Here is a 23,757-nt window from a genome sequence, read left to right as displayed (position 1 = left end):
CACAGTAGAGAAACATCCCGGACCCTTGTCAATGGTTGTTGCTGTGCGGTTATGTTGGGCTCTGCACTGCGCTGCCGTGTGTGCACGTTCCCATTGATCGACCAACCGGGAGACCATCCATGCCGGAGACCACCCCCAGGGGCCTCACCAGGCTCGCCTTCGGCGGGGACTACAACCCCGAGCAGTGGCCGGAGAGCGTCTGGCAGGAGGACGTCCGGCTGATGCGGGAGGCCGGCGTCACCATGGTGAGCGTCGGGATCTTCTCCTGGGCGCTGCTGGAGCCCTCACCCGGCCGTCACGACTTCGGCTGGCTCGACCGGCTCCTGGACCTCCTGCACGAGCACGGCGTCCGCGTCGACCTCGGCACCCCGACCGCCGTACCGCCCGCCTGGTTCTACCGGGCCCACCCCGACGCCCTGCCGGTCACCCGCGAGGGCGTGCGTTACGAGTTCGGCTCCCGCGCGGCCATCTGCCACAGCAACGCGGACTACCGTGCGGCCGCCGCTGCCATCACCACGAAGCTCGCCGAGCGTTACGGCGACCACCCGGCCCTGGCGATGTGGCACGTGCACAACGAGTACGGCGTCCCCGTCTCGGCGTGCTACTGCGACTCGTGCGCCGCGCACTTCCGCCGCTGGCTGGCGGCGACGTACGGCACGGTTGACGCGGTCAACGAGGCCTGGGGCACGGCCTTCTGGGGCCAGCGCTACGAGGACCTCGACCAGATCAACCCGCCCCGGCTCACACCCGCGGCCGTCAACCCGGGCCAGGCGCTGGACTACAAGCGGTTCGCCGACGCCACCATGCGCGAGAACTTCGTGACGGAGCGGGACATCCTGCACCGCCTCTCACCGGGCGTCCCGGTCACCACCAACTTCATGACCGCGCTGAGCCAGTGCGACTCCGTCGACTACTGGGCCTGGGGCCGTGAGGTCGACATCGTCACCAACGACCACTACCTGATCACCGACGGCCGCCGCACCCACGTCAACCTGGCGATGGCCGCCGACCTCACCCGCTCCGTCGCGGGCGGCGCCCCCTGGCTGCTGCTGGAACACTCCACCTCAGGCGTCAACTGGCAGCCTCGCAACCCGGCCAAGGCCCCCGGCCAGATGGCCCGCAACTCCCTCACGCACGTGGCGCGCGGCTCCGAGGGCGCCATGTTCTTCCAGTGGCGCCAGTCCCGGCGCGGCGCCGAGAAGTTCCACTCGGCGATGGTCCCGCACGGCGGCACCGACACCCGCGTGTGGCGCGAGGTCGTCGAACTCGGCGCCGCCGTAGGCGCGTTGAGCGAGATCCGCGGCACCCGCACCGAGGCCGACGTGGCCGTGCTGTGGGACTGGCACTCCTGGTGGGCGCAGAACCTCGACTGGCGCCCCAGCGTCGACCATGACGCCCGCGAGCGCGCCGACGCCTTCTACGAGGCCCTCTACGACCGCCACCTCACCGTCGACTTCGCCCACCCGGAAGCCGACTTGTCGAGGTATCCCCTTGTCGTCGTACCGGCCCTGTACCTGATGACGGAGGCGGCCGGGAACAACCTCAAGGCCTACGTCGAGAACGGCGGCACGCTGGTCGTCTCCTGCTTCTCCGGCATCGTCGACGAGCACGACGCCGTCCACGAGGGCGCTTACCCGGGCCCGCTGCGGGACGTCCTCGGCCTCACGGTCGAGGAGTTCTCACCGCTTCTGCCCGGAGAACGGGTGAGCGTCACCGGCCCCGACGGATCCGAGCTGGGCGCCGACGTGTGGACGGAGTTCGTGGTGCCGCGCGGCGCCGAGACCGTCCTGACGTACGCCGACGGGCTGACCGCCGGGCGGCCCGCCGTCACCCGGCACCGCCTCGGCGAGGGCACCGCCTGGTACGTCTCCACCCGGCTCGGCGCCGACGGACTCGACGCGCTGCTCGGATGGGCGGTCGAGGACGCCCGGTTCGCCCCGCGCGCCGACCTGCCCCGGGACGTCGAAGTGGTGCGCCGCACCGGCGAGTCGGGCACCTATCTGTTCGCCGTCAACCACACCGGCTCGGAGGCCAAGGTGCCGCTGGAGGCCCAGGGCACCGAACTGCTGACCGGTGAACGCGCCGCGGGCCGCCTGGCGGTCCCGGCCGGAGCCGTCCGGGTCGTCCGGCTCGACGGCTGACCGATTCCCTCCGCCCGCGTGAGCCGCACGAGCCGCGGGCGGAGGGCCCCCTCACCTGCCTCCTGGCGAGGGGCCCCCATCCCACGTCGAAGGGACGACGGACGACGATGTTCCATCCCAGACGCACACTCACAGCCTTGCTGCTCCCGCTCACCGCGGGGCTCGCCCTCACCGCCCTGCCCGCCACCTCCGCCCACGCCGCGAGCACGCTGACCAACGGCGGCTTCGAGACCGACGGCGCGGGCGCGGCCACACCGGGCGGCTGGTCCGAGTACGGCGACACCGGCGCCTCGTTCACCGAGTCCGGCGGCCACGGTGGCAGCTACCGCCTCAGCCACTGGGCCTCCGCCGCCTACAAGGTGGAGACGTACCAGTACCTGTCCGGCCTCACCAACGGCACCTACAAGCTCACCGCCTGGGTGCGCTCCGGCGGCGGGCAGAAGTCCGCGTACATAGCGCTGAAGAACTGCGGCGGCGCCGAGCAGCGCACCGACCTGCCGGTCTCGGCCAGTGGGTGGATCCGGATCGTCGTGCCGGTCAATGTGACCAACAACCAGTGCACGATCAGCGTCAACAGTGATGCGAACGCGGGCAACTGGATCAATGTCGACGACCTGACCTTCACGTCGGGCACGTCCGGTACATCGATCAAGGGTGCCGACATCTCGTCCCTGCCCAAGAGCGAGGCCAAGGGCGGCGTCTACCGGAACAGCTCCGGCACGGCCGGTGACGCCCTGGCGATCCTCAAGTCCTCCGGCATGAACTACGCGCGCCTCAAGGTCTGGGTGAACCCGGCCGACGGCTACAACGACAAGGCGCACGTCCTGGCCCTGGCCAAGCGCGTCAAGGCGCAGGGCATGAAGCTGCTGGTCGACTTCCACTACTCGGACTTCTGGGCCGACCCGGGCCGCCAGGACAAGCCCGCCGCCTGGGCCAGGCACTCGTACAGTCAGCTCAGGACCGACGTGTACAACCACACGTACGACGTGTTGAACGCCTTGAAGGCGCAGGGCACCACCGCCGACATGGTCCAGGTCGGCAACGAGATCAACGGCGGCATGCTGTGGAACGAGGGATCGACCTCCAACTGGCCGCAGCTGGCCGGTCTGCTCAACTCCGGCTACGACGCGGTCAAGGCGGTCAACTCGAACACGACCGTCGCCCTGCACCTCGCCAAGGGCGGTGACCTGGCCGGCACCCGCTGGTGGTTCGACAGCGCGCGTTCCAACGGCGTCAAGTTCGACGCGATCGGGCTGTCGTACTACGGCTACTGGCACGGCACGCTGGCCGACTTCCAGACGACCCTCGACGACGCGGCCTCCAGTTACGGCAAGCCGGTCTTCGTCGCCGAGACCGCCTACCCGTTCCGCCTCGACAGCGAGGACTCCCACGAGAACATCATCGACACCAGTGCCGAGCTGGTCTCCGGCTATCCGGCGAGCGTGGCCGGCCAGACCCGGTGGATGAACGACGTGGCGAGCATCGTGGAGGCCGTCCCGAACGGCCGTGGCCTCGGCATTTTCTACTGGGAGGCGACCTGGACCGCGGTGAACGGCAACGGCTGGGACCCGACCGCCCCGTCCTCCGGCAACGCCTGGGAGAACCAGGCGCTGTTCGGCTACGACGACCGGGCCCTCTCGGCGATGTCCTGGTTCCGCCACCGCTGACCATGCGGGGAAGGGGGCCCGGCCGCACGCACGCGGCCGGGGCCCTCGCCCGTTCCCGAACTCACTTGTGAACTACGGCAGTTCGGTATCGGTCAACGATGCCGACTCCCGGACGCGGCGGCTTCGACTGCGCAACAGTGGGAAGACGCGGTAAGAGGACGAGAGCCGCGAGGCAGGGACACGACATGCTGAGGACTCCCACGGACCAGACGCGCCTGCGCATCCTGGCCTGGCTGAAGGAACCCGGCCCCGCCGCGGACGGCGTCACCGCGGACGCCGTCGCCGAGAGGTTCTCGATGCCCCGCCCGGTCGCCGTCACCCACCTCCGGCTGCTCCAGGCCACCGGCATGCTGCGCACCAGCCGGTCCGCGGGCCGCGAGCACTACCACCGCGACGAGATGCGGATCGCCGAGGTGGCCCGGATGTTTGAAAAGGGCTGGTAGGCGACCCTTACGACCCGGTACAGCCGGAATCTCCCCCTACGGTCACAGCCGGAATCTCCCCCTACGGTCAAGGAGCACACGCGCGATGTACCGTCCCACGGCACTCGTCCCACGCCACTACGTCGCGGTGGGCCACGGCCCCGAGGACGTGGTCACCGACCCGCGCGGCCGCGTGCTGACCGGCCTGGCGGACGGCCGCATCCTGCGCCTGGACGGCCTGGGGGACCCGGTGACGGCCCGTACCGAGGTGATCGCCGAGACCGGCGGCAGGCCGCTCGGACTCGAACTCCTCCCGGACGGCGACCTGCTGGTGTGCGACGCCGAACGCGGACTGCTGCGCGTCGGCACCGGCGACGGCACGGTCCGCGTCCTCGCCGACTCGGTGGCGGGGGAGCGGCTGCGGTTCGCCAGCAACGTCGTGTCCCTCTCCGACGGCAGCGTGTACTTCACCGTCTCCAGCCGCCGCCACCCCCTGGCCCACTGGATCGGCGACATCGTGGAACACACCGGAACGGGACGGCTGCTGCGCCTTGCCCCCGGCGCGGACACCCCCGAGGTGGTGCTGGACGGCCTCCAGTTCGCCAACGGGCTCGCCGCCGGAGCCGACGAGTCGTTCCTCGTCGTCGCCGAGACCGGCGCCCGCCGGCTCACCCGCTACCGGCTCACCGGGCCCGAGGCCGGCCGGAGCGAGCCCTTCGCCGAGAACCTCCCGGGCATGCCCGACAACCTCTGGCGCGGCACCCCGGACGGACCGGTCTGGGTCGCGCTGGCCGGACCCCGCGTCCCCGCCCTCGACCTGCTCCACCGCGGCACCCCCGCGATCCGCCGCGCCGCCGCGCGCGTGGCAGTACGCGCTCCTTTCCGCCCCACCGGCACGATCGCCGTCATGGCCTTCGACGACGAGGGCCGGGTCGTCCACCACCTCGCCCGCCGCCACTCGGGCTACCGGATGGTCACCAGCGTGTGCGAAGCAGGCGGGCACCTCGTGCTGGGCAGCCTCTGGGAGCCGGGCGTGGCGGTCTGCGAACCGCCCGGCCCGAAGTGACGCCGGTTCGCCGCCGGGGTTAACCTGAACCCCGGCCGCGACACTCTCGCGGCGCGGCGGTGGGGCCCGCCGTACCCGAACCGCGGCACGGACGCCGCCAACGGTCCCTACTTGCGACGGCACGCGCCCGCACGACCCCGGGCCCCGGCGAGTAGGAGACGTACGACCATGACGGCCCCCGAGGCGGAAAGCCTCCGCATCCACCCCTCTGCCCCACACCCGCCCGCCTGGCGCGCCCAGGCGCCGGTCGTCGTGGTGGTGGCGCTCGGCGGGGGAGCGGGGGCCGCCGCCCGGTACGCGGCGTCCCTGTGGTGGCCCTCGCCCGCGGGGGGCTTCCCCTGGACGACCTTCTGGGTCAACGTCGCCGGCTGTGCCGTGATCGGCGTGTTCATGGTGGTCGTCACCGAGTTCCGGCCCGCCCACCGTCTGGTACGCCCTTTCTTCGGCACCGGCGTCCTCGGGGGGTTCACGACCTTCTCGACGTACGCCGTCGACATCCAGAAGCTGGCCGACGGCGGCCACCTCCGCACCGGCCTGGCCTACCTCGCCGCAACCCCGCTCGCGGCGCTCACGGCGGTGTGGCTCGCGGCCTGGTCGACCCGCCGTGCCCTGAAGCGGAGGCGGTCATGACACGACTGACCGGCAGGGCCCTGCGCCTGACCGTCTTCGTCGGCGAGAGCGACACCTGGCACCACAAGCCCCTCTACTCGGAGATCGTCCACCGGGCTCACGCGGCGGGCCTTGCGGGCGCCAGCGTCTTCCGGGGCGTCGAGGGTTTCGGCGCCTCCTCGCTGATCCACACCTCGCGGCTGCTGTCCCTGAGCGAGGACCTGCCGGTCGCCGTCGTGATCGTCGACACCGAGCCACGTGTCCGGGCCTTCCTGCCCCAGCTCGACGAACTCGTCACGGAGGGCCTGGTGACCCTCGACGACTGCGAGGTCATCCTCCCCCAGTCCCGGCTTCGCTCGACCGGGGGCACCCCCACCACCGGCCGGGAGGACACACCGGGCGAAACGGACGCGAAAGGTAAGAGGTCGTTGTGAACTGGCTGCTTGTCGTCGGGGGCGCGATGGTCGGCGCGCCGCTGCGCTACCTCACCGACCGCGCGGTGCAGTCCCGGCACGACTCCGTCTTCCCCTGGGGCACCTTCGCGGTGAACCTCTCCGGCTGCCTGATCCTGGGCCTGCTCACCGGCGCCGCGGCTGCTGGTGCCGCGAGCTCCCACCTCCAGCTTCTGCTCGGCACCGGCCTGTGCGGGGCCCTGACGACGTATTCCACGTTCTCCTACGAGACGTTGCGGCTGGTGGAGACGGGGGCCCGCGGCTACGCCGTCCTCAACGTGACGGCGAGCCTGGCGGCCGGACTGGCTGCGGCGTTCGCGGGGGTCGCGCTCACCCGAGGGTGAGACGGTCTCTCGCCCGGGTGTAGTAGGACTGGCCCCTCCGGTCCCGCCTCTCCTGCACAGAACTGGATCCCATGAGCGTCATCAGCGTCGGTCAGGCCGTCGTCCTCGGAGCCGTCGAGGGGGTGACCGAGTTCCTGCCCGTCTCCTCCACCGGCCATCTGAAGATCGTCGAAGGGCTCATGGGCATCCCCGTCGACGACAACGCCGTGATCGGCTTCTCGGCCGTCATCCAGGTCGGCGCGATCGCCGCGGTGCTCGTGTACTTCTTCAAGGACATCGTGCGGATCGTCTCCGCGTGGGGGAGGGGCCTGCGCGACCGCGAGGAGCGCTACCACCACGACTACAAGTTCGCCTGGTGGGTCATCTGCGCGACCGTCCCGATCGTCGCCGTCGGACTCGCCGCCAAGCCGCTCATCGAGGGCCCGCTCGCCTCGCTGTGGGTGGTGGCCGGCTCGCTGATCGTCGGCAGCGGGGTGATGTGGGCGGCGGACCAGATGGGCCGGCACAAGCGCGGCGAGGACGACACCTCGTTCAAGGACGCCATGCTCGTCGGCAGCTCCCAGATCCTCGCCCTGCTCTTCCCCGGCTTCTCCCGCTCCGGCGCCACCATGTCCACGGCGCTGATCCTCGACCTGGACCGCGTCGCCGCGACCCGGCTCTCCTTCTTCCTCGGCATCCCCGCCCTGACCGGCGCCGGCCTCTACGAACTCAAGGACGCCCTGGGCACCGGCGTGGGCGCGGCCCCGCTCGCCGTCGGCACGATCGTGTCCTTCGTGGTGGCCTACGGCTCCATCGCCTGGCTGCTGAGGTTCGTCGCCAAGCACTCCTTCAACGCCTTCGTGATCTACCGGATCGTGGTGGGAGGGCTGCTGTTCGGCCTGCTCGGAGCCGGTGTGCTGCACAGCTGAGCGGTTGCGAGGGTCAGGGGGCCGGAAAGGTGAACGCGCGCTTCGGGCTCCCTGACCCCTTCTTTTCGGGCTCTTGACAGGTACCTACCGGGCCCCGCAGGATCACCTCCGTGAACCTGTCAGACAGCCGGACAGCCGGACAGCCCGTACGTCGCATCAGCGCCATGGAAGCGGTGCTGGCGCATCTGCGTGACGCCATCGAGCGCGGCGACTACGCGATCGGCGACAAGCTCCCCTCCGAGGCGGAGCTGTGCCGCACCCTGGAGGTTTCCCGGCCCGTGCTGCGCGAGGCGCTGCGGGCGCTGCAGACCATGGGCCTGACCGTTTCCAGGACCGGCAAGGGCACCTTCGTCGTCGCCAGCACCGTCGAGGACCCCACCTTCGGCGACTACTCGGCCAGTGACCTGCTGGAGGTGCGCCGCCACGTCGAGATCCCGGTCGCCGGGTACGCGGCCCGGCGCCGCACCCCGGAGAACCTCGACCACCTGGCCCACCTCCTGGACCGGATGGAACGGGAGACGGACACCACGGCCTGGGTCGCGATGGACACGCTGTTCCACCTCGCCGTGGCCGAGGCCGCCCAGAACCCGGTCTTCCGCCGGGTCATCGAGGAGATCCGGGACGCGCTGGCCCGCCAGTCGGCCTTCCTCAACGAGCTGGGCGGCCGCCGCGAGCAGTCCAACCGCGAGCACCGGGCGATCGTCGAGGCGCTGATCGACGGTTCCGAGAACGACGCGGTGGAGGCCATGGCCCACCACCTCGACCGGGTCGAGACCACCCTCACCGACATCGTGCGTCCCCCGCGCACGGACACCCCCACGGAAGGCGGACCCGAGGCGTGAGCGAGCAGTCCCTGCACGAAGGCGTGCAGAAACGTTCCGGCCATGTCGATGCAGGAGACGCGGGCTACAGCAAGTCCTTGAAGTCCCGGCACGTCAACATGATCGCCATCGGCGGCGCCATCGGCACCGGCCTCTTCCTCGGCGCCGGCGGCCGCCTCGCCGAAGCCGGCCCCTCCCTCTTCATCGCCTACGCGGTCTGCGGCCTCTTCGCCTTCCTCGTCGTGCGCGCCCTCGGCGAACTCGTGCTGTACCGGCCCTCCTCCGGCGCGTTCGTGTCGTACGCCCGCGAGTTCATGGGGGAGAAGGGCGCCTATACCGCGGGCTGGATGTACTTCCTCAACTGGGCGACCACCGGTATCGCCGACATCACCGCCGTGGCCACCTACACCCACTACTGGGGCATGTTCTCCGACATCCCGCAGTGGGTGATCGCGCTCATCGCGCTGGCGGTCGTGCTCACCGTGAACCTGATCTCGGTGAAGATCTTCGGCGAGCTGGAGTTCTGGTTCGCGATCATCAAGGTCGGCGCGCTCGTCGTCTTCATGTGCATAGGCATCTTCCTGCTGGTCACCCAGCACCCTGTCGACGGCCACCACCCGGGCCCGTCCCTGATCAGCGACAGCGGCGGCGTCTTCCCGCACGGCCTGCTGCCCATGCTGCTGATCATCCAGGGCGTCGTCTTCGCCTACGCCTCCGTCGAGCTGGTCGGCGTCGCGGCCGGTGAGACCGAGAACCCCGAGAAGATCATGCCGAAGGCGATCAACTCGATCATGTGGCGCGTGGCCCTGTTCTACGTCGGCTCGGTCGTCCTGCTGTCGATGCTGCTGCCGTGGAACAAGTACACGGCGGGGGAGAGCCCCTTCGTCACGGTGCTGTCCAACATCGGCGTCCCGGTGGCCGGCGGCGTGATGAACCTCGTCGTCCTCACCGCCGCGATGTCCTCCCTCAACTCCGGCCTGTACTCCACCGGGCGCATCCTGCGCTCCATGGCCATGGCCGGGTCCGCGCCCAGGTTCACCTCCGTGATGAGCCGCAGCCAGGTCCCCTACGGCGGCATCCTGCTCACCAGCGGCATCTGCGTCCTGGGCGTCGGCCTCAACTTCGTCGTGCCCGCCGAGGCGTTCGAGATCGTGCTGAACTTCGCCGCGATCGGTATCCTCGCCACCTGGGGCATGATCATGATCTGTCACCTCCTCTTCTGGCAGAAGACCCAGAAGGGCGAGCTGACCCGCCCGGGCTACCGGCTGCCGGGCTCCCCCTGGACCGAGATCGTGACGCTGGCGTTCCTCGCCTCCGTCCTGGTCCTCATGTACGCCGACGGCGGCGCGGGACGCACCACCGTGCTGTGCCTGCCGCTGATCGTCGGGGCACTGGTCGCCGGATGGTTCGCCGTCCGCGGCCGTGTCGCGCGCAAGTCCACGACCGGAGCCGACGCGTGACAGACGCGCCGCTCCACGAGAAGCAGGCAGTGATGTACAGCAGTTACCTCGCGGACGCACCCCTTGTCCGTGAACCCGTCCACGCCCCCGTCGCCCACCTCATACGCGGCGGCATCGTCGAAGGCATCCACTACGGCTCCGTCGTCGTCCTCGGCGCCGACGGAGAGGTCCAGCTCCAGATCGGAGACATCGAGGCCGCCTTCTACCCCCGCTCCGCGCTCAAGCCCGTCCAGGCCGTGGCCATGGCGCGGGCCGGGCTCCCGCTCGACGGCGAGCTCCTCTCCCTCGCGGCGGCCAGCCACTCCGGCGAGGAACGCCACCTCGCCGGTGCCCGGCGCATCCTCGACCTCGCCGGGCTCACCGAGGACCACCTGCGCAACGTCCCGGACCTGCCGTTCGACCCGGTCGTCCGGGACGCCTGGGTGCGCGAGGGACGGCTGCCCTCCCGGCTCGCGCAGAACTGCTCCGGCAAGCACGCGGCCATGCTCTACACCTGCATGCTCAACGGCTGGTCGCCGGAGGACTACCTCGACCCCGGCCACCCGCTCCAGCAGGCCATCGCCGAGATCGTCGAGGACCTCACCGGACAGCGCATCGCCGGGGTCACCGTCGACGGCTGCGGCGCGCCCCTTTTCTCCATCTCCCTGCACGGCCTCGCCCGGGCCACCGCCCGGATCGCCACCGCAGCACCGGGCACGCCCGAGGACCGCGTCGCCGGCGCGATGCGCGAGCACGCCGAGATGGCCTCCGGCTCCGGCCGTGACGTCGCCACGCTGATGCGGGCGGTGCCCGGGCTGCTCACCAAGGACGGCTTCGAGGGCGTCCAGGCCGCCGCGCTGCCCGACGGCCGGGCCGTCGCGGTGAAGATCGCCGACGGTGCGAATCGGGCGCGTGTGCCGGTGGCTGCCGCCGCGTTGGCCCGGGCGGGTGTCGATCCGGAGCTGCTTACCGAGTTCGCCGGTGAGCCGCTACTTGGGGGCGGGGAGCCGGTCGGGTGTGTGCGGCCCGTTCGCTCGTTGGAGCCCGTTGCCGGATCGGCTCACGCCTAACGGTGTGCCGGATCTCCCCGTCGGCGACTGCGGGCCTGGTGTGGCTGGTCGCGCAGTTCCCCGCGCCCCTTCAGGGCGCACATCCACCCTCACTCCTCAGCAAAGGGACCCCTCACCCTCATGACCGCCGCCACCCGCTCCGAACACGACCTGCTCGGCGACCGTGACGTTCCCGCGGAGGCCTACTGGGGTGTGCACACCCTGCGGGCCACGGAGAACTTCCCCATCACGGGCATGCCCATCTCCGCCTACCCGCACCTGATCGACGCCCTGGCCGCCGTCAAGGAGGCCGCCGCCCTCGCCAACGAGGAACTCGGGCTGCTGGACCCGAAGAAGGCGGCCGCGATCGTCGCCGCGTGCCGGGAGATCCGCGACGGCGAGCTGCACGACCAGTTCGTGGTCGACGTGATCCAGGGCGGGGCGGGCACCTCGACGAACATGAACGCCAACGAGGTCGTGGCGAACCGGGCACTGGAACTGCTGGGCCACGCCAAGGGCGAGTACCGGTACCTGCACCCGAACGAGGACGTCAACCTCGGCCAGTCCACCAACGACGTCTACCCGACCGCCGTCAAGATCGCGACCGTGTTCGCGGTGCGCGGGTTGCTCGACGCGATGTCCGTCCTCCAGGACGCCTTCGCCCGCAAGGCCGTCGAGTTCCGCGACGTGCTCAAGATGGGCCGTACACAGTTGCAGGACGCGGTGCCGATGACGCTCGGTCAGGAGTTCTCGGCCTACGCCGTCATGATTGACGAGGACCGGTCCCGTCTCGCCGAGGCCGTCGAGCTGATCCATGAGATCAACCTCGGCGCCACGGCGATCGGCACCGGCCTCAACGCCCCCGCCGGATACGCCGAGTCGGCCCGCCGCCACCTCGCGGCCATCACCGGCCTGCCCCTGGTGACGGCGGCCAACCTGGTCGAGGCGACCCAGGACTGCGGCGCCTTCGTCCAGATGTCCGGCGTGCTCAAGCGCATCGCGGTCAAGCTCTCCAAGAGCTGCAACGACCTGCGGCTGCTGTCCTCCGGCCCGCGCGCCGGGCTCGGCGAGATCAACCTGCCGCCGGTGCAGGCCGGTTCGTCCATCATGCCCGGCAAGGTCAACCCGGTGATCCCCGAGGTCGTCAACCAGGTCGCCTTCGAGGTGATCGGCAACGACGTCACCATCACCATGGCCGCCGAGGCCGGACAGCTCCAGCTCAACGCCTTCGAGCCGATCATCCTGCACTCCCTGTCGGAGAGCATCACGCACCTTCGTGCGGCCTGCCTCACCCTCGCCGAACGCTGCGTGGCCGGCATCACCGCCAACACCGAGGCGCTGCGCGCGACCGTCGAGAACTCCATCGGCCTCGTCACCGCTCTCAACCCGCACATCGGCTACACGGCCGCCACCGACATCGCCAAGGAGGCCCTCGCCACCGGCCGGGGCGTGGCCGAACTCGTCCTGGAGAAGGGCCTGCTGCCCGCCGAGACGCTCGCCGGCCTGCTGCGCCCGGAGATCCTGGCCGGCAGCGGCCCGGCTCCGGCGGCCTGACCTACGCGAGCGCACCGGGACCGGCACGGAGGGACAATCGGGATCATGACGTCGTCGACCACCTTCCAGCCGGTCCTGGAGCGCATCGCCGAGGAGATCGAACGGACTCCCGGCCGCGGCCGGCCCGCCGGTTACATCCCGGCGCTCGCCGCCTGCGACCCGCGCAGCTTCGGCATGGCCGTCGCCGAGCCGGACGGCACGGTGTACGGCGTGGGGGAGTGGCGGCGGCCGTTCTCCGCCCAGTCCATCACCAAGGTCTTCACCCTCGCCCTCGTCCTGGCCCGCGAGGGCGACGCCCTGTGGGAACACGTGGGCCGCGAGCCCTCCGGCAACCCCTTCAACTCCCTGGTCCAGCTGGAGTACGAGAACGGCATCCCGCGCAACCCGTTCATCAACGCGGGCGCCCTCGTCGTCACGGACCGGCTGCACACCCGTACCGGCGACGCGTCGGGCGAACTGCTGTCGTTCCTGCGGGCGGAGAGCGGCAACCAGGACCTCACCTTCGACAAGGAGGTCGCGGCCTCCGAATCCGCGCACGGCGACCGCAACGCCGCGCTCGGGCACTTCATGGCGTCCTACGGCAACATCGACAACCCCGTGCCGGTCCTGCTCGACCAGTACTTCCGGCAATGCTCGATCGCGGCGTCCTGCGCGGACCTCGCCCTCGCCACCGCCTTCCTCGCCCGGCACGGCATCCGCGCCGACGGCACCCGTCTGCTCACCCTCAGCCAGGCCAAGCAGATCAACGCGATCATGCTGACCTGCGGCACGTACGACGCGGCGGGTGACTTCGCCTACCGCGTGGGCCTGCCCGGCAAGAGCGGCGTGGGCGGGGGCATCATCGCGGTCGTCCCGGGCCGCTGCACGCTGTGCGTGTGGAGCCCGGGCCTGGACGAACGGGGCAACTCGGTGGCGGGCGTGGCGGCCCTGGACAGATTCACGACGTTGACGGGCCTGTCGGTGTTCTGACGGAACTCCCCGGCCCGCACCTGATCACCGGCCGGTCACACTCCCGCTCCCCTCCGGAGGGCTCCACGTCGCCGCGAAGCCACCCCGCGTTGACACGCTGCCCGAGTGTTGGCCATGGCTTTCCCCGTCGATCTCCGCCGCTGCCAGATACTCGGTCTGGCCGGTACCGCCTTCCTCGCGGCAGGCGGTGAGACGGCCGGAGCCCTGCCCGTACGGGACCTCCTCCACCCGGCCTCCGCGCGCGCCGCCCTCGGCCTGGTGGGGGTGTACTTCGGGCTCGTCCTGCTGATCGCGGCCTGGGCGCTGCTGGGCCGGCTGGTCCGAGGACCGAGACCGCCCGCTCCCCGCGCCCTGCTGTTCGTCCTCGCGGTCTGGGCCGTCCCGCTGCTGCTCGCCCCGCCGCTGTTCAGCCGGGACGTGTACAGCTACCTCGCCCAGGGGGCGATGGTCGACGCGCACATGGACGTGTACGCGCACGGGCCGTCCCACCTCGGCGGCCCGATCGCCGACGAGGTCGCCCCGCTCTGGCGGCACACCGGCGCCCCGTACGGCCCGGCGTTCCTCGCCGTCGCGGCGGCCCTGTCGGCGCTGACACGCGATGAGGTGCCGGCGGGGCTGTTCGGGATGCGGCTCGTCGCCCTCGTCGGCGTGGCCCTGATGGCTGCCGCGCTGCCCCGCCTCGCCCGCCACAGCGGCGCCGACCCGGCCGCCGCGCTGTGGCTGGGCGCCCTCAACCCGCTCGTCCTGCTGCACCTGGTCGCGGGCGCCCACAACGACGCCGTCATGCTGGGCCTGCTCGGCACCGGCCTGGTGGCGGCGCTCGGCCGGTGGCCGTTCCTCGGCGCCGTCCTCGTCACGCTCGCCGCGCTGGTCAAGGCGCCCGCCGTGCTCGGTCTCGCCGCGGTCGTCGTCCTCCAGGTCCGCGCGGGCCGCGGTACGGCGAAGGCCCTCGTGACGACCACCGTCGCGGCAGCGGGGACGACCGTCGCGGCCACGGCCGCCGCAGGCACCGGATACGGCTGGATCGGCGCCCTGAACACCCCTGTCTCGCCCCAGAACTGGGCCCTGACCACCCTGCTCGGCCGCGCCACCCGGGCCCTGCTGGAACACCTCGGCAGCGATCTCGCTCCCCTGGCGATCCCCGCCTGGCACGCGCTGGGCGTCGTGGCGGCCGGGGTCGCGATCGTCCTGATATGGCTCCGGCTGCGCCCGCGACCGGTGTACGCGCTGGGCCTGAGTCTGGCGGCGGTGGCCGCGCTCGGCCCCGCGATCCGCCCCTGGTACGCCCTGTGGGGACTGTTCCTCATCGCCGCCGCCGCGCCCAGCACCTCCGTACGCCACCGCATGGCGGCCGTGACCGGCGTGCTCGCGCTCTGCGTCCTGCCCAGCGGCGGCCCGGCCGACACCGGGCAACTCGTGCTGGCCGTCTCCGGCGGCGCACTCGCGGTCGTCGTGCTGTGGCAGGCCCACCAGGCCGAGCTGGCACCGGCGCTGGGACGCGCGGCATGACCCCGGCCCCGCCGCGCACCGACCGCGGACGACTGCTGCTCGTGCTCGCCCTCGCCACGCTGGTGACGGTCTTCACCGCGACCGTGCCCCTGCTGCGTGACTGGTTCGATCTGCGCGTCTACTACGGAAGCATCGACAGCTGGGTCCACCACGGCGGCCGGATCTACGACTACCGGGTCCCCGGCACGCCGTACGGCTTCACCTACCCGCCGTTCGCCGCCGTCGTCATGCTGCCGATGGCCCTGCTGGACCTCCACACCGCGATCGCCGCCGCCCTGCTGCTCAACCTGGCGGCTCTGGTGCTGGTCCTGCGGCTGCTCGCAGGACCAGCCTGGCGGCGCCACGGCTGGTACGGCTGGGCCCTGACCGCCTGCGCCCTCGCGCTGTTCGAACCGCTCCGCGACACCCTCAGCTTCGGCCAGGTGAACCTGCTGCTGCTGGCTCTCGTGCTCACCGACGCGACGCTGCTCGCCACCGGACGCACACGCTGGGCGGGCATCGGCATCGGGCTCGCGGCCGCGATCAAGCTCACGCCGGCGTTGTTCATCGGGCTGCTGCTGGTGGCCCGGCGGTGGCGCGCGGCGGCGGTCGCCACGGTCGTCGCCCTCAGTGCCACGGCCCTCGCGGCACTGGCGGACCCCGACGCCTCACGCTTCTACTGGACCGAGGCGCTGTGGGACACCAGCCGGGTGGGTCGCCTCGGCTACGTCTCGAACCAGTCGGTGCAGGGCATCCTGGCCCGCCTGGGCGAACCGGACCGGGCGGTGTGGGCGGCCGCGGTTCTGCTGCTCCTCGGGGTGTGGGCGCTGCGGGCCCGCCGGGCGGTCGCCGCGGGGGACTGGACGGCGGCGTTCGCCCTGACCGGCCTCGCCGCCTGTCTCGTCAGCCCGATCACCTGGGTGCACCATCTCGTGTGGCTGCTGCCGTCCTTCGCCGTGCTGATCCGTACCGGGCACGCCCGGATCGCGGGCGCCCTGTACGCGGTGCTGTGCACCAGCGTGGTGTGGCTGTGGTTCGACGACGCCTCCGGCGTCGACGGGTTCCTGGGCAGCAACACCTACGCGTGGATCACCCTGGGCCTGCTGCTGTGGCTGCCGGTCGGTCAGCAGCCTCCGGACCGGCGGACCGGCAGCCGCAGCACGAGCACCACGACCGCCGCGCCCAGCCCGGCGGCACCCGCGATCAGCCCCGCTTCCGTCCAGCCGGAGCCGGCCTCCTCCGGGACGGCGGCCGCGACGGCGGGCGGAGTCGGCGCCGCCGGTCGCGCGGCGGGCCTCGACGCGTCGAGCGAACCCACCGGAGCGACCCGGCTGCCCGCCCCGAACCCCCAGTCGAGCAGCGAGCGGGCCTCCTCGTACACCGCGGAGGCGCCGCCCTCCTGAGGGTTCAGCACCGTCACGACGAGGGTGCGCCCGTCCCGCCGCGCCGCCGCGACGAGCGTGCTGCCCGCCTTGCTGGTGTAACCGTTCTTGATGCCGATCAGCCCCCGGTACGGCTTCACACCACGGGCGCCGCTCAGCAGCCGGTTGGTGTTGCGGATCGGGTACGACCAGCGTCCGCCGCCCGGGAACCTGGCCTCGACGGTGGCGCAGTACCGCGCGAAGTCGGGGTTGCGCAGCCCGACCCGGCCGAAGACCGCCAGATCGAACGCCGACGACACCTGGCCCGGCGCGTCGTAGCCGTCCGGGGAGACCACGCGCGTGTCGCGGGCGCCGAGGGACCGGGCCTTGGCCTGCATGCGCTCAGCCGTGGCCCGCCAGCCGCCGTTGAGTTCGGCCAGGACCCGTACGGCGTCGTTGCCGGAGTTGAGGAAGACACCCCGCCACAGGTCGGAGACCCGGTAGGTACGGCCCTCGGTGAGCCCGACCAGGCTGCTGCCGGCCCCGATGCCCCGGAGTTCCTCCTCGCGGACCGTGTGCCGGATGCCGGCCGGCAGCGTGGGCAGCACCGTGAGGGCGAACAGGGTCTTCAGGGTGCTGGCCGGGGGCAGCCTGCGGTGCGCGTTGTGGGCGGCGAGCACCTCGCCGGTGCGGGCGTCGGCCACCAGCCAGGACAGCGCGGAGGTCTCCGGGAGGCGGGGCGCCCCGGCGCGCGGACGGACCTGCGTGCCGGGGCGGTACAGCAGCGAGGGGTGCGGGACCGCCGCCCTCGGCCCGACCGGCGGACTGGATTCCGCCTGGCCGGAACTGGCCGCCGCGGCGGGCATCAGGGCCAGAAGCCCTGCCGCACAGAGCGCACAGGCGGACACGGCCAGCCGGGAAGAGAATCCGATGAGCATACGATCAACGTAGAAACGGATGTGCTCCGCGCCGCGACGACCGGGCCGGACGCAACGCGCGAGCACCCGTATGCCGCACGGGGCGGCCTGCGGTGGCGGTGATGATCGCGACGCCGGCGCAGGCGGGGATGAACGTCCGGGCGGGCACAGGCGGAGCCGGCTGACGCGATGGCCGCGCCTCAGCCCGAGGGCAGTGTCGGCTGGATGCGCCGTAGGAACGTCGCGTTGTCCGGGGTGTCGCGCATGCGTTCCAGGAGGGTCTCCAGGGCGCCCTGCCCGTCCCGGTTCTTGAGCACGCGCCGCAGTCCGTGTACGGCCGCCAACTCGGCCGGGGGCAGCAGGAGTTCCTCGCGACGGGTGCCGGAGGGGATGATGTCGACGGCGGGGAACACACGGCGGGAGGCCGGTTCGCGGCTCAGGCGTAGCTCCATGTTGCCCGTGCTCTTCAGCTCCTCGAAGTAGAAGTCGTCGGCCCGGGAACCGGTCTCCACCAGTGCCGTCGCGAGGATCGTGAGGGAACCGCCCTCCTCGGCCGCCCGGGCGGCGCCGAAGAACCGCTTGGGGCCGGCCAGCGCGGACGCGTCGACGCCCCCGGTGAGGATGCGGCCTCCGGAGGCGGCCGCGTTGTTGTGCGCCCGGCACAGCCGGGTGAGGGAGTCGAGGAGGATCACGACGTCCTCGCCCGCCTCGACGAGTCGCTTGGCCCGCTCGATCACGAGCTCGGCGAGCGCGATGTGCTGCTTGGCGCTGCGGTCGAAGGTCGAGGCGTACACCTCGCCCCGCACGCTGCGCCGCATGTCGGTGACCTCCTCGGGCCGCTCGTCGAGCAGCAGCACCATCAGCCGGCACGCGGGATGATTGCCGGTGACGGCGGCCGCGAGCTGCTGGAGGATGACGGTCTTGCCGGTCTTGGGCGGGGCCACGAGAAGCCCGCGCTGGCCCTTGCCGACCGGTGTGATCAGGTCGACGACCCGGCCGGCCAGTCCGGCGGCCGGGTGTTCGAGGCGGAGGCGCTCGTGCGGATGCAGGGGCGTCAGGTCCCGGAAGTGCCGGCGGCCGCGCGCTTCCGCGGGCGTTCGGCCGTCGACCCGTGCGACGTCGGTGAGGCCGCGCCGGTCGCCCAGGGTGCCCTCGACGCGGTCGCCCTTGCGCAGGCCGTGGCGCCGGATCAGAGCGGGGGAGACCACGGGGTCGGTGGGCGCGGGCAGGCAGCTCTCGCCGCGCAGGTGACCCTTCCCGCTCTCGTCGATGTCGAGGACACCGAGGGCGGTCCGGGGCTCGGTCTGCTGCTGGGCGGGAGGGATGTCGAGTGTGGTGGTCATGGTGAGGTGTCCTTTCACGGACGGCAGGCATGGGACATGCGAAGGGAAGGGGGGAGAGCCGCGAGGGGAGGGCCTGGGGCACGCCTCCGGCGGCGGGGAACAGCACCTGGGATACGGCAGAGCACGTCAGGTGCTGGAAATGATGGAGAGAAAAGGAGAACCGCACCGGCGCCCACAGAAGGGGGCGTGCACGAGTGCTGTTTGCAGGCTACCACCCGACGGGACGCCGGGGTGGAAATGCGCGTCAATGCGTGGCCAGCAGGCCGTACAGCAGCGGGATCCGCGGCGCGGTCAGCCGCCACCAGCCGGACTCCGTACGGACCATCTGCGGCCAGCGCGGCCAGGGAAGTTCGTCACTTTCCCGCAGCCGCCGGACGGTCAGTCCCGCTCCCGTCAACGCGTTGACGACCTCGCCTATTCCGTGCATCCACTCGTAACTGTCCGTGGCGCCCTCGACGGCCGGGCCGTCCGTGTAGGTGTGGGTCGCGTCCCGGTGCACGGGACCGTCGCCGCCTAGGTAGTCGTGACGCAGGAGCAGCTCGGGGCCCTCGCCGGGGGCGGGTTTCGGGCCGAGCGAGTTGAGCAGTGGATGGAACTCGACGACGTACAAGCGCCCGCCGGGACGCAGGAGCCGGCCGACGACCTCCGCCCACCGGTTCAGATCGGGCAGATAACACAGGGCGCCCTTGCCGGTGTAGACGATGTCGAACCGCCGCCCGTCCAGGGCCTCTTCGGCGTCGTACACGTTCGCTCGCACGTACGTCACGTCCGCGCCGGCCTTCGCGGCGATGCCGGTCGCGGCCGCCACGGACGCCTCGGAGAAGTCGAGGCCGACGGCCCGGGCGCCGCGCCGCGCGAAGGCGATCGTCTCCGTGCCGAGGTGACACTGGAGGTGCAGCACGTCACGGCCGGGCAGCTCGCCGAGGTCCTCCCACTCCCAGGGCGCGAACCAGCGCTCGGGGTCGGGATCCTGGTCGAGACCGTAGAACCGGCTGGCGAGATGGACGGGCGTGCGGGCGTCCCAGTTCGCCTGGTTCGCCCGCATCAGCCGGTCGTGCTCGGCGGACGTCATGGGGACATCCAACCGCGAACGGGCCGCGGGATGCGGCAGAACGGGGGAACGGACCGCCGGACGTGTCGCTCACACCGAGCGCGCCCGCGCCTCCTCGGCGATCCGCTCGAACTGCGCGCCCATGGCCGCCGCCAGCGCCTGCGCCGCCGACAACGGGCGCACCATCACGGTCAGTTCGTCGATCAGCCCGTCCTCGTCGACGTGGATGAAGTCGCAGCCGTTGACCTCCCGGTCGCCCACCCGCGCGGTGAAGACCAGGGCGTGGTCGCGGCCGCTGACGTCGTTGAGCTCGCGCACGTAGCGGAAGTCCTCGAAGACACCGGAGACGGCGCGCAGGATCGCCGCCGTGATCGGCTTTCCGGTGTACGGCTTGCACACGACCGGGCTGGTGAAGACGACGTCCTGCGCCAGCAGCGCCTCGGCGGCGTCGAGGTCGAGAGCCTCGACCGCCTCACGGAATGCACGCATCGAACCCGCCCTTAGTCAATTAATTTAGTAGGTGCGGAGTAGATTAATCAACCGTTGATACCGTGTCCATATGTCTCTCAAGTACGCCGTGCTGGCCGCTCTCCTGGAGGGCGAGGCCTCGGGCTACGAGCTGTCCAAGGTGTTCGACGTGTCGCTCGCGAACTTCTGGGCCGCGACCCCGCAGCAGCTCTACCGGGAACTGGAGCGTCTCGCGCAGGACGGGCTGATCGAGGCCAGGGTGGTACGCCAGGAACGGCGGCCCGACAAGCGGATGTTCACGCTCACCGAGGCGGGCCGTCAGGACCTGCGCGCCTTCGCCGTCACACCGCCCCGCCGGCCCACCGCCATCCGCGACGAACTCCTCGTCAAGATCCAGGCCATGGACGGTGCGGACCCCGAGGCCACCCGTGCGCTGGTCGAGGAGCGCGAGGTGTGGTCGCGCGGCAAGCTCGCCCGCTACGAGCGTGTCCGCGAACGCCTGCTGGCCGGCCGCAGCGAGGAGGAGTACCTGCGGGAGGCCGGCCGCATCGGCCCGTACCTCACACTCATGGGAGGCATCGCCTTCGAGGAGGAGAACCTCCGCTGGTGCGCGCGCGTACTGACGATCCTCAAGCAGCGAGCTCCCCTAGGCTGAGCCGATGTTCAGCCCCGAAGGCCCCAGTCTGCGTGAGCTCGCCGTCCAGGCGCTGTCGTCCGTCGAGCGCGGCTACGACCTCCTCGCGCCGAAGTTCGACCACACCCCGTTCCGGACGCCCGACGCGGTCCTCGACGCCGTCGAGTCGGCGCTGCGGCGGACGGGACCCTTCGACGCCGGGCTCGACCTGTGCTGTGGCACCGGTGCGGGTGCCGGAGTGCTGGCAGGCGTGTGCCGGGAGCGGGTCGTCGGTGTCGACTTCAGTGCGGGCATGCTCGCCGTGGCCCGGGAGCGGGTCCGGCCGGCGGGGCCGCCGGTCTCCTTCGTCCGTGCGGATGCCCGCGCCCTGCCCTTCGGGCCCGCCTTCGACCTGGTCGTGAGCTTCGGGGCCTTCGGGCACTTCCTGCCTCGCGAGCTGCCCGGGCTGTTCGCGCAGGTCCGCTCCGTCCTGCGGCCGGGCGGCTGCTTCGCGTTCCCGCTGGTGGCCCCGCCCCGCCCGGGCTCACTCGGCTACTGGATGCTGCTCGGCTTCGACGCGGTGATGCGGGTGCGCAACGCCCTGTGGCGGCCTCCGTTCGTCATGTACTACCGCGCGTTCCGATTCGGGGACGTACGGCATGAGCTCGCCCGGGCCGCCTTCCGGGTGGAACTCCACGCGCTGCCGGAGTTCGGGCGGCGACGGGACGGCAGTCCGCGGGTGCGCCTGGTCGTCGCCCGGACGCCGGACTAGTGCCCCGGCAGGCAACGTTCGCCCCGTCGCGGCGCCCGGTACCCCCTCTCGCCGCACCGGCCGAAAGCCCGAGTACATCCAGCACGAGGGCTTCCGGCCGGCACTCCCCCAAGCTCTTCGAGCAGGGGGTACCCCCAGAGCACGCACCGGACGCCGCTCCTTGACGGGCGAACGTTGCCTGCCGGGGCACTGGTCAGTCGCGCAGGAAGTTCAGCAGATCGTCGTTGAACGCCTTCTCGAAGTCGCCCACCAGGCCGTGCGGCGCGCCCGGGTACACCTTCGGCGTCGCGTCCTTGACGAGCTGGGCGGTCCGCTGGGCCGAGGCGCCGATCGGCACGATCTGGTCGTCGTCGCCGTGCGCGACGAGCGTCGGCACGTCGATCCGCCGCAGGTCCTCGGTGAAGTCGGTCTCCGAGAACTGCGCGACGCAGTCGTAGGCGCCCTTCAGCCCGGCCTGCATGCTCCACATCCAGAAGGCCCGCCGCACGCCCTCCGACACGGCGGCCCCGGGCCGGTTGAAGCCGTAGAAGCTCTCGCTCAGTTCCCAGTAGAACTGCGAGCGGTCCGCCGCCACGGCCGCGCGGATCCCGTCGAAGGCCTCCTTCGGCGTGCCCTCCGGATTGGCCGCCGTCCGCAGCATCAGCGGCGGCACCGCGCCCAGCAGCACGGCCTTGGCGACCCGCGCGGTCCCGTGCCGCCCGATGTACCGGGCCACCTCGCCGCCGCCGGTCGAATGGCCCACCAGGACCACGTCGTTGAGGTTCAGCGCCTCGATCAGCTCGGCCAGGTCGTCGGCGTACCGGTCCATGTGGTTGCCCTGCCACGGCTGACCCGAGCGGCCGTGCCCTCGGCGGTCGTGCGCGATCGCCCGGAACCCGTGCTCGGCGACCAGGCGCGCCTGCCCGTCCCAGGCGTCCGCGTTCAGGGGCCAGCCGTGGCTGAACACCACGGTCTGCCCCTCGCCCCAGTCCTTGTAGTAGATCTCGGTTCCGTCGGACGTGGTGAACGTGCTCATGAAGCATCCTCTCGGTGGGGCATCGGGGTGCGATCCTGAGCTTCCTCTCGATGATCTCCGTGATCCCGGGTTCGCGCCGTTCGGTGCCGGTAGGGGACCGGCCCCGCCCGGCGGGAATCCGCGTGAGCGGTCCGCCGAACGAGTGACCGATGCCCCTCGACGGTGTGTGGGGAGCGTCGGGCCGGGGCGGCGGAGCCGGGGTGTCCCCGGCCGCGGGTCTCTGAGCGACCCCGGCCGCTTCACACGCCGCTCGGCGTCGGTGGCCGGCCCGGCAGGGTGAACTCGTAGATCAGCGCGCCCTGTTGGGCGTCCACCACCAGGTCGGTGAACTCCAGCGGGCGCGCGTACTGGTCGTGCACGCGCCGGGTGACCCGCACCGACGGTGTGCTCATGAGGCGGGTGATGGCATCGCGGTGGTGCAGGGTCAGGCCGGCCCGGCGCATCCAGTCGCAGGCCCGACGCAGGTGCGCGGCGGCGGTGCCGTCGGCGCGGTCGCGGATGAGGGTACCTCCCACACCGCTCAGGCAGTGGGGGAGGGCCGGCTCCTCCACCTCCGCGAGCGCCACGGCCGAGAAGGACGTCACAGCGGTGCGCAGACCGCGTCCGTCGGCCGTCGCGTACCGGTAGCGGTGGATCAGGGTCGGCCGGCCCGGGGCCAGCCCCAGGGCCTCGGCGTGGTCCGGCGAGGGCGGCTCCCAGGCCACGGTGGCGCGGGCGACCGTCCCCGGGGTCGAGGCCCGGGCGCCGACCGGGAAGGTGAGCGAGACCGGGGACTCGACCGGCAGGCCGGGCAGCGTGGCGTGGCTGCCGCGCCGGTCGGTGGCGACGAGACCGTCGCGGCGCAGCAGCTCCAGCGCCTGCCGTACGGTCTCCCGACTGACCCCGAAGTGCCCGGCCAGTCACCGCTCGCCGGGGAGCCGTTCGCCGGGTGGCACGGTGCCGTCGCGCAGTTCGCCGGGCAACTCCGTGGCGATCCGCCGGTACAGGGGCTCTCCTTCGGCCGGCGGATGGTCGTGCGGGGCGGTGCGGGCCATGCCGCGCCTCCTGTTGGTGACGTTCGGTAACCGTACGGGCTCGGTGCGCCACCACATCCAGCATTGGTCTGAACCGGCAGGGAAGGGCGGCCGGGCGGTTCGGCCGAAACCGGCCCGCCCGTGCCGGCCGTCAGAGCGCGCTGTACAGGGCGTCGATCAGCGCCATCTTCCGCGGGTCGTCCGCGATATGAGGCCCCATACGGTTCATCACGTACCCCAGCGACACCTCCGCCTCCGGGTCCGCGAGCCCGCAG

The 23,757-nt window shown here is 71.7% G+C and carries 21 protein-coding genes and 3 pseudogenes; 17 read left to right on the top strand and 7 right to left on the bottom strand.

Annotated elements, in window-relative coordinates; genetic code table 11:
- The first annotated feature begins 119 nt into the window (after nucleotides 1-119).
- The 15 genes from AOQ53_RS34375 (at nucleotide 120) to AOQ53_RS47845 (ending at nucleotide 16,332) form a co-directional block, all read left to right on the top strand.
- The gene (locus AOQ53_RS34375) at nucleotides 120-2,141 is read left to right on the top strand and encodes a beta-galactosidase (protein ID WP_059423346.1); all 2,022 of its coding nucleotides are present in this window, start codon (nucleotides 120-122) and stop codon (nucleotides 2,139-2,141) included.
- 107 nt (nucleotides 2,142-2,248) lie between these two features.
- Nucleotides 2,249-3,808: a glycosyl hydrolase 53 family protein gene (locus AOQ53_RS34370; protein WP_059423344.1), complete on the top strand. Its 1,560-nt coding sequence runs from the start codon at nucleotides 2,249-2,251 to the stop codon at nucleotides 3,806-3,808.
- Nucleotides 3,809-3,993: 185 nt separating this feature from the next.
- On the top strand, nucleotides 3,994-4,251 hold the full coding sequence (locus AOQ53_RS34365) for an ArsR/SmtB family transcription factor (protein WP_059423342.1): 258 nt from the start codon (nucleotides 3,994-3,996) through the stop codon (nucleotides 4,249-4,251).
- An 85-nt stretch (nucleotides 4,252-4,336) separates the two neighbouring features.
- Complete coding sequence (locus AOQ53_RS34360; protein WP_059423340.1) at nucleotides 4,337-5,296, top strand: SMP-30/gluconolactonase/LRE family protein; 960 nt, start codon at nucleotides 4,337-4,339, stop codon at nucleotides 5,294-5,296.
- A 168-nt stretch (nucleotides 5,297-5,464) separates the two neighbouring features.
- The gene (gene crcB / locus AOQ53_RS34355; protein ID WP_059423338.1) at nucleotides 5,465-5,926 is read left to right on the top strand and encodes a fluoride efflux transporter CrcB; all 462 of its coding nucleotides are present in this window, start codon (nucleotides 5,465-5,467) and stop codon (nucleotides 5,924-5,926) included.
- Nucleotides 5,923-6,339, top strand: coding sequence for a DUF190 domain-containing protein (locus AOQ53_RS34350; protein ID WP_059423336.1), 417 nt, complete (start codon nucleotides 5,923-5,925; stop codon nucleotides 6,337-6,339). The genes crcB (AOQ53_RS34355) and AOQ53_RS34350 overlap by 4 nt, the downstream gene beginning before the upstream one ends.
- Nucleotides 6,336-6,701, top strand: a complete 366-nt coding sequence (crcB, locus tag AOQ53_RS34345; protein ID WP_059423331.1) for a fluoride efflux transporter CrcB — start codon at nucleotides 6,336-6,338, stop codon at nucleotides 6,699-6,701. The genes AOQ53_RS34350 and crcB (AOQ53_RS34345) overlap by 4 nt, the downstream gene beginning before the upstream one ends.
- Nucleotides 6,702-6,772: 71 nt before the next feature.
- Nucleotides 6,773-7,609 (top strand): undecaprenyl-diphosphate phosphatase, encoded by an 837-nt coding sequence (locus tag AOQ53_RS34340; RefSeq protein ID WP_059423329.1) that lies wholly within the window; start codon nucleotides 6,773-6,775, stop codon nucleotides 7,607-7,609.
- A 164-nt stretch (nucleotides 7,610-7,773) separates the two neighbouring features.
- Nucleotides 7,774-8,451: a FadR/GntR family transcriptional regulator gene (locus AOQ53_RS34335; RefSeq protein WP_059423327.1), complete on the top strand. Its 678-nt coding sequence runs from the start codon at nucleotides 7,774-7,776 to the stop codon at nucleotides 8,449-8,451.
- A complete protein-coding gene (locus AOQ53_RS34330; protein ID WP_059423325.1) occupies nucleotides 8,448-9,890 on the top strand; it encodes an amino acid permease in 1,443 nt (480 codons plus the stop codon). Before AOQ53_RS34335 ends, AOQ53_RS34330 begins: the two co-directional genes overlap by 4 nt.
- Before the next feature lie 32 nt (nucleotides 9,891-9,922).
- On the top strand, nucleotides 9,923-10,939 hold the full coding sequence (locus AOQ53_RS34325) for an asparaginase (protein ID WP_059423399.1): 1,017 nt from the start codon (nucleotides 9,923-9,925) through the stop codon (nucleotides 10,937-10,939).
- Nucleotides 10,940-11,059: 120 nt separating this feature from the next.
- Nucleotides 11,060-12,472 (top strand): aspartate ammonia-lyase, encoded by a 1,413-nt coding sequence (aspA, locus tag AOQ53_RS34320; protein WP_059423323.1) that lies wholly within the window; start codon nucleotides 11,060-11,062, stop codon nucleotides 12,470-12,472.
- A 45-nt stretch (nucleotides 12,473-12,517) separates the two neighbouring features.
- Nucleotides 12,518-13,441, top strand: a complete 924-nt coding sequence (locus AOQ53_RS34315; RefSeq protein ID WP_099054756.1) for a glutaminase — start codon at nucleotides 12,518-12,520, stop codon at nucleotides 13,439-13,441.
- A gap of 114 nt (nucleotides 13,442-13,555) precedes the next feature.
- On the top strand, nucleotides 13,556-14,950 hold the full coding sequence (gene mptB, locus AOQ53_RS34310; protein WP_059423320.1) for a polyprenol phosphomannose-dependent alpha 1,6 mannosyltransferase MptB: 1,395 nt from the start codon (nucleotides 13,556-13,558) through the stop codon (nucleotides 14,948-14,950).
- The gene (locus AOQ53_RS47845; RefSeq protein ID WP_059423319.1) at nucleotides 14,947-16,332 is read left to right on the top strand and encodes a glycosyltransferase 87 family protein; all 1,386 of its coding nucleotides are present in this window, start codon (nucleotides 14,947-14,949) and stop codon (nucleotides 16,330-16,332) included. The genes mptB and AOQ53_RS47845 overlap by 4 nt, the downstream gene beginning before the upstream one ends.
- Nucleotides 16,333-16,391: 59 nt before the next feature.
- Here the strand turns inward: AOQ53_RS47845 and AOQ53_RS42120 are convergent.
- The 4 genes and pseudogenes from AOQ53_RS42120 to AOQ53_RS34290 form a co-directional block, all read right to left on the bottom strand.
- A pseudogene (locus AOQ53_RS42120) lies at nucleotides 16,392-17,156 on the bottom strand (D-alanyl-D-alanine carboxypeptidase family protein); the annotation flags it as partial.
- 251 nt (nucleotides 17,157-17,407) lie between these two features.
- Nucleotides 17,408-18,550 carry a transcription termination factor Rho gene (rho, locus tag AOQ53_RS34300; protein ID WP_059423317.1) on the bottom strand — a complete coding sequence of 381 codons (1,143 nt, stop codon included), beginning with the start codon at nucleotides 18,548-18,550 and terminating at the stop codon, nucleotides 17,408-17,410.
- 244 nt (nucleotides 18,551-18,794) lie between these two features.
- Entirely contained in the window at nucleotides 18,795-19,622 is an 828-nt protein-coding gene (locus tag AOQ53_RS34295; protein ID WP_059423315.1) for a class I SAM-dependent methyltransferase, read from the bottom strand.
- Nucleotides 19,623-19,691: 69 nt separating this feature from the next.
- The gene (locus AOQ53_RS34290; protein WP_059423313.1) at nucleotides 19,692-20,090 is read right to left on the bottom strand and encodes a nuclear transport factor 2 family protein; all 399 of its coding nucleotides are present in this window, start codon (nucleotides 20,088-20,090) and stop codon (nucleotides 19,692-19,694) included.
- Between the two features lie 70 nt (nucleotides 20,091-20,160).
- Between AOQ53_RS34290 and AOQ53_RS34285 the strand changes: the two genes are divergently transcribed.
- Together AOQ53_RS34285 and AOQ53_RS34280 are read left to right on the top strand one after the other, a co-directional pair.
- Nucleotides 20,161-20,724, top strand: coding sequence for a PadR family transcriptional regulator (locus AOQ53_RS34285; protein ID WP_059423311.1), 564 nt, complete (start codon nucleotides 20,161-20,163; stop codon nucleotides 20,722-20,724).
- 4 nt (nucleotides 20,725-20,728) lie between these two features.
- Nucleotides 20,729-21,454, top strand: coding sequence for a class I SAM-dependent methyltransferase (locus AOQ53_RS34280; RefSeq protein WP_059423310.1), 726 nt, complete (start codon nucleotides 20,729-20,731; stop codon nucleotides 21,452-21,454).
- 193 nt (nucleotides 21,455-21,647) lie between these two features.
- Here AOQ53_RS34280 and AOQ53_RS34275 read toward each other — a convergent pair whose 3' ends face one another.
- The 3 genes and pseudogenes from AOQ53_RS34275 to AOQ53_RS43245 form a co-directional block, all read right to left on the bottom strand.
- Complete coding sequence (locus tag AOQ53_RS34275) at nucleotides 21,648-22,469, bottom strand: alpha/beta fold hydrolase (RefSeq protein ID WP_059423308.1); 822 nt, start codon at nucleotides 22,467-22,469, stop codon at nucleotides 21,648-21,650.
- A gap of 239 nt (nucleotides 22,470-22,708) precedes the next feature.
- Nucleotides 22,709-23,503: pseudogene (locus tag AOQ53_RS34270) on the bottom strand (GntR family transcriptional regulator).
- 130 nt (nucleotides 23,504-23,633) lie between these two features.
- A pseudogene (locus AOQ53_RS43245) lies at nucleotides 23,634-23,757 on the bottom strand (EstA family serine hydrolase); the annotation flags it as partial.

The sequence above is a fragment of the Streptomyces azureus genome (assembly GCF_001270025.1).
Lineage (GTDB): Bacteria > Actinomycetota > Actinomycetes > Streptomycetales > Streptomycetaceae > Streptomyces > Streptomyces azureus.
The sequence above is the reverse complement of the archived record's forward strand: the minus strand, read 5'-3'. Positions and strand labels throughout refer to the sequence as shown.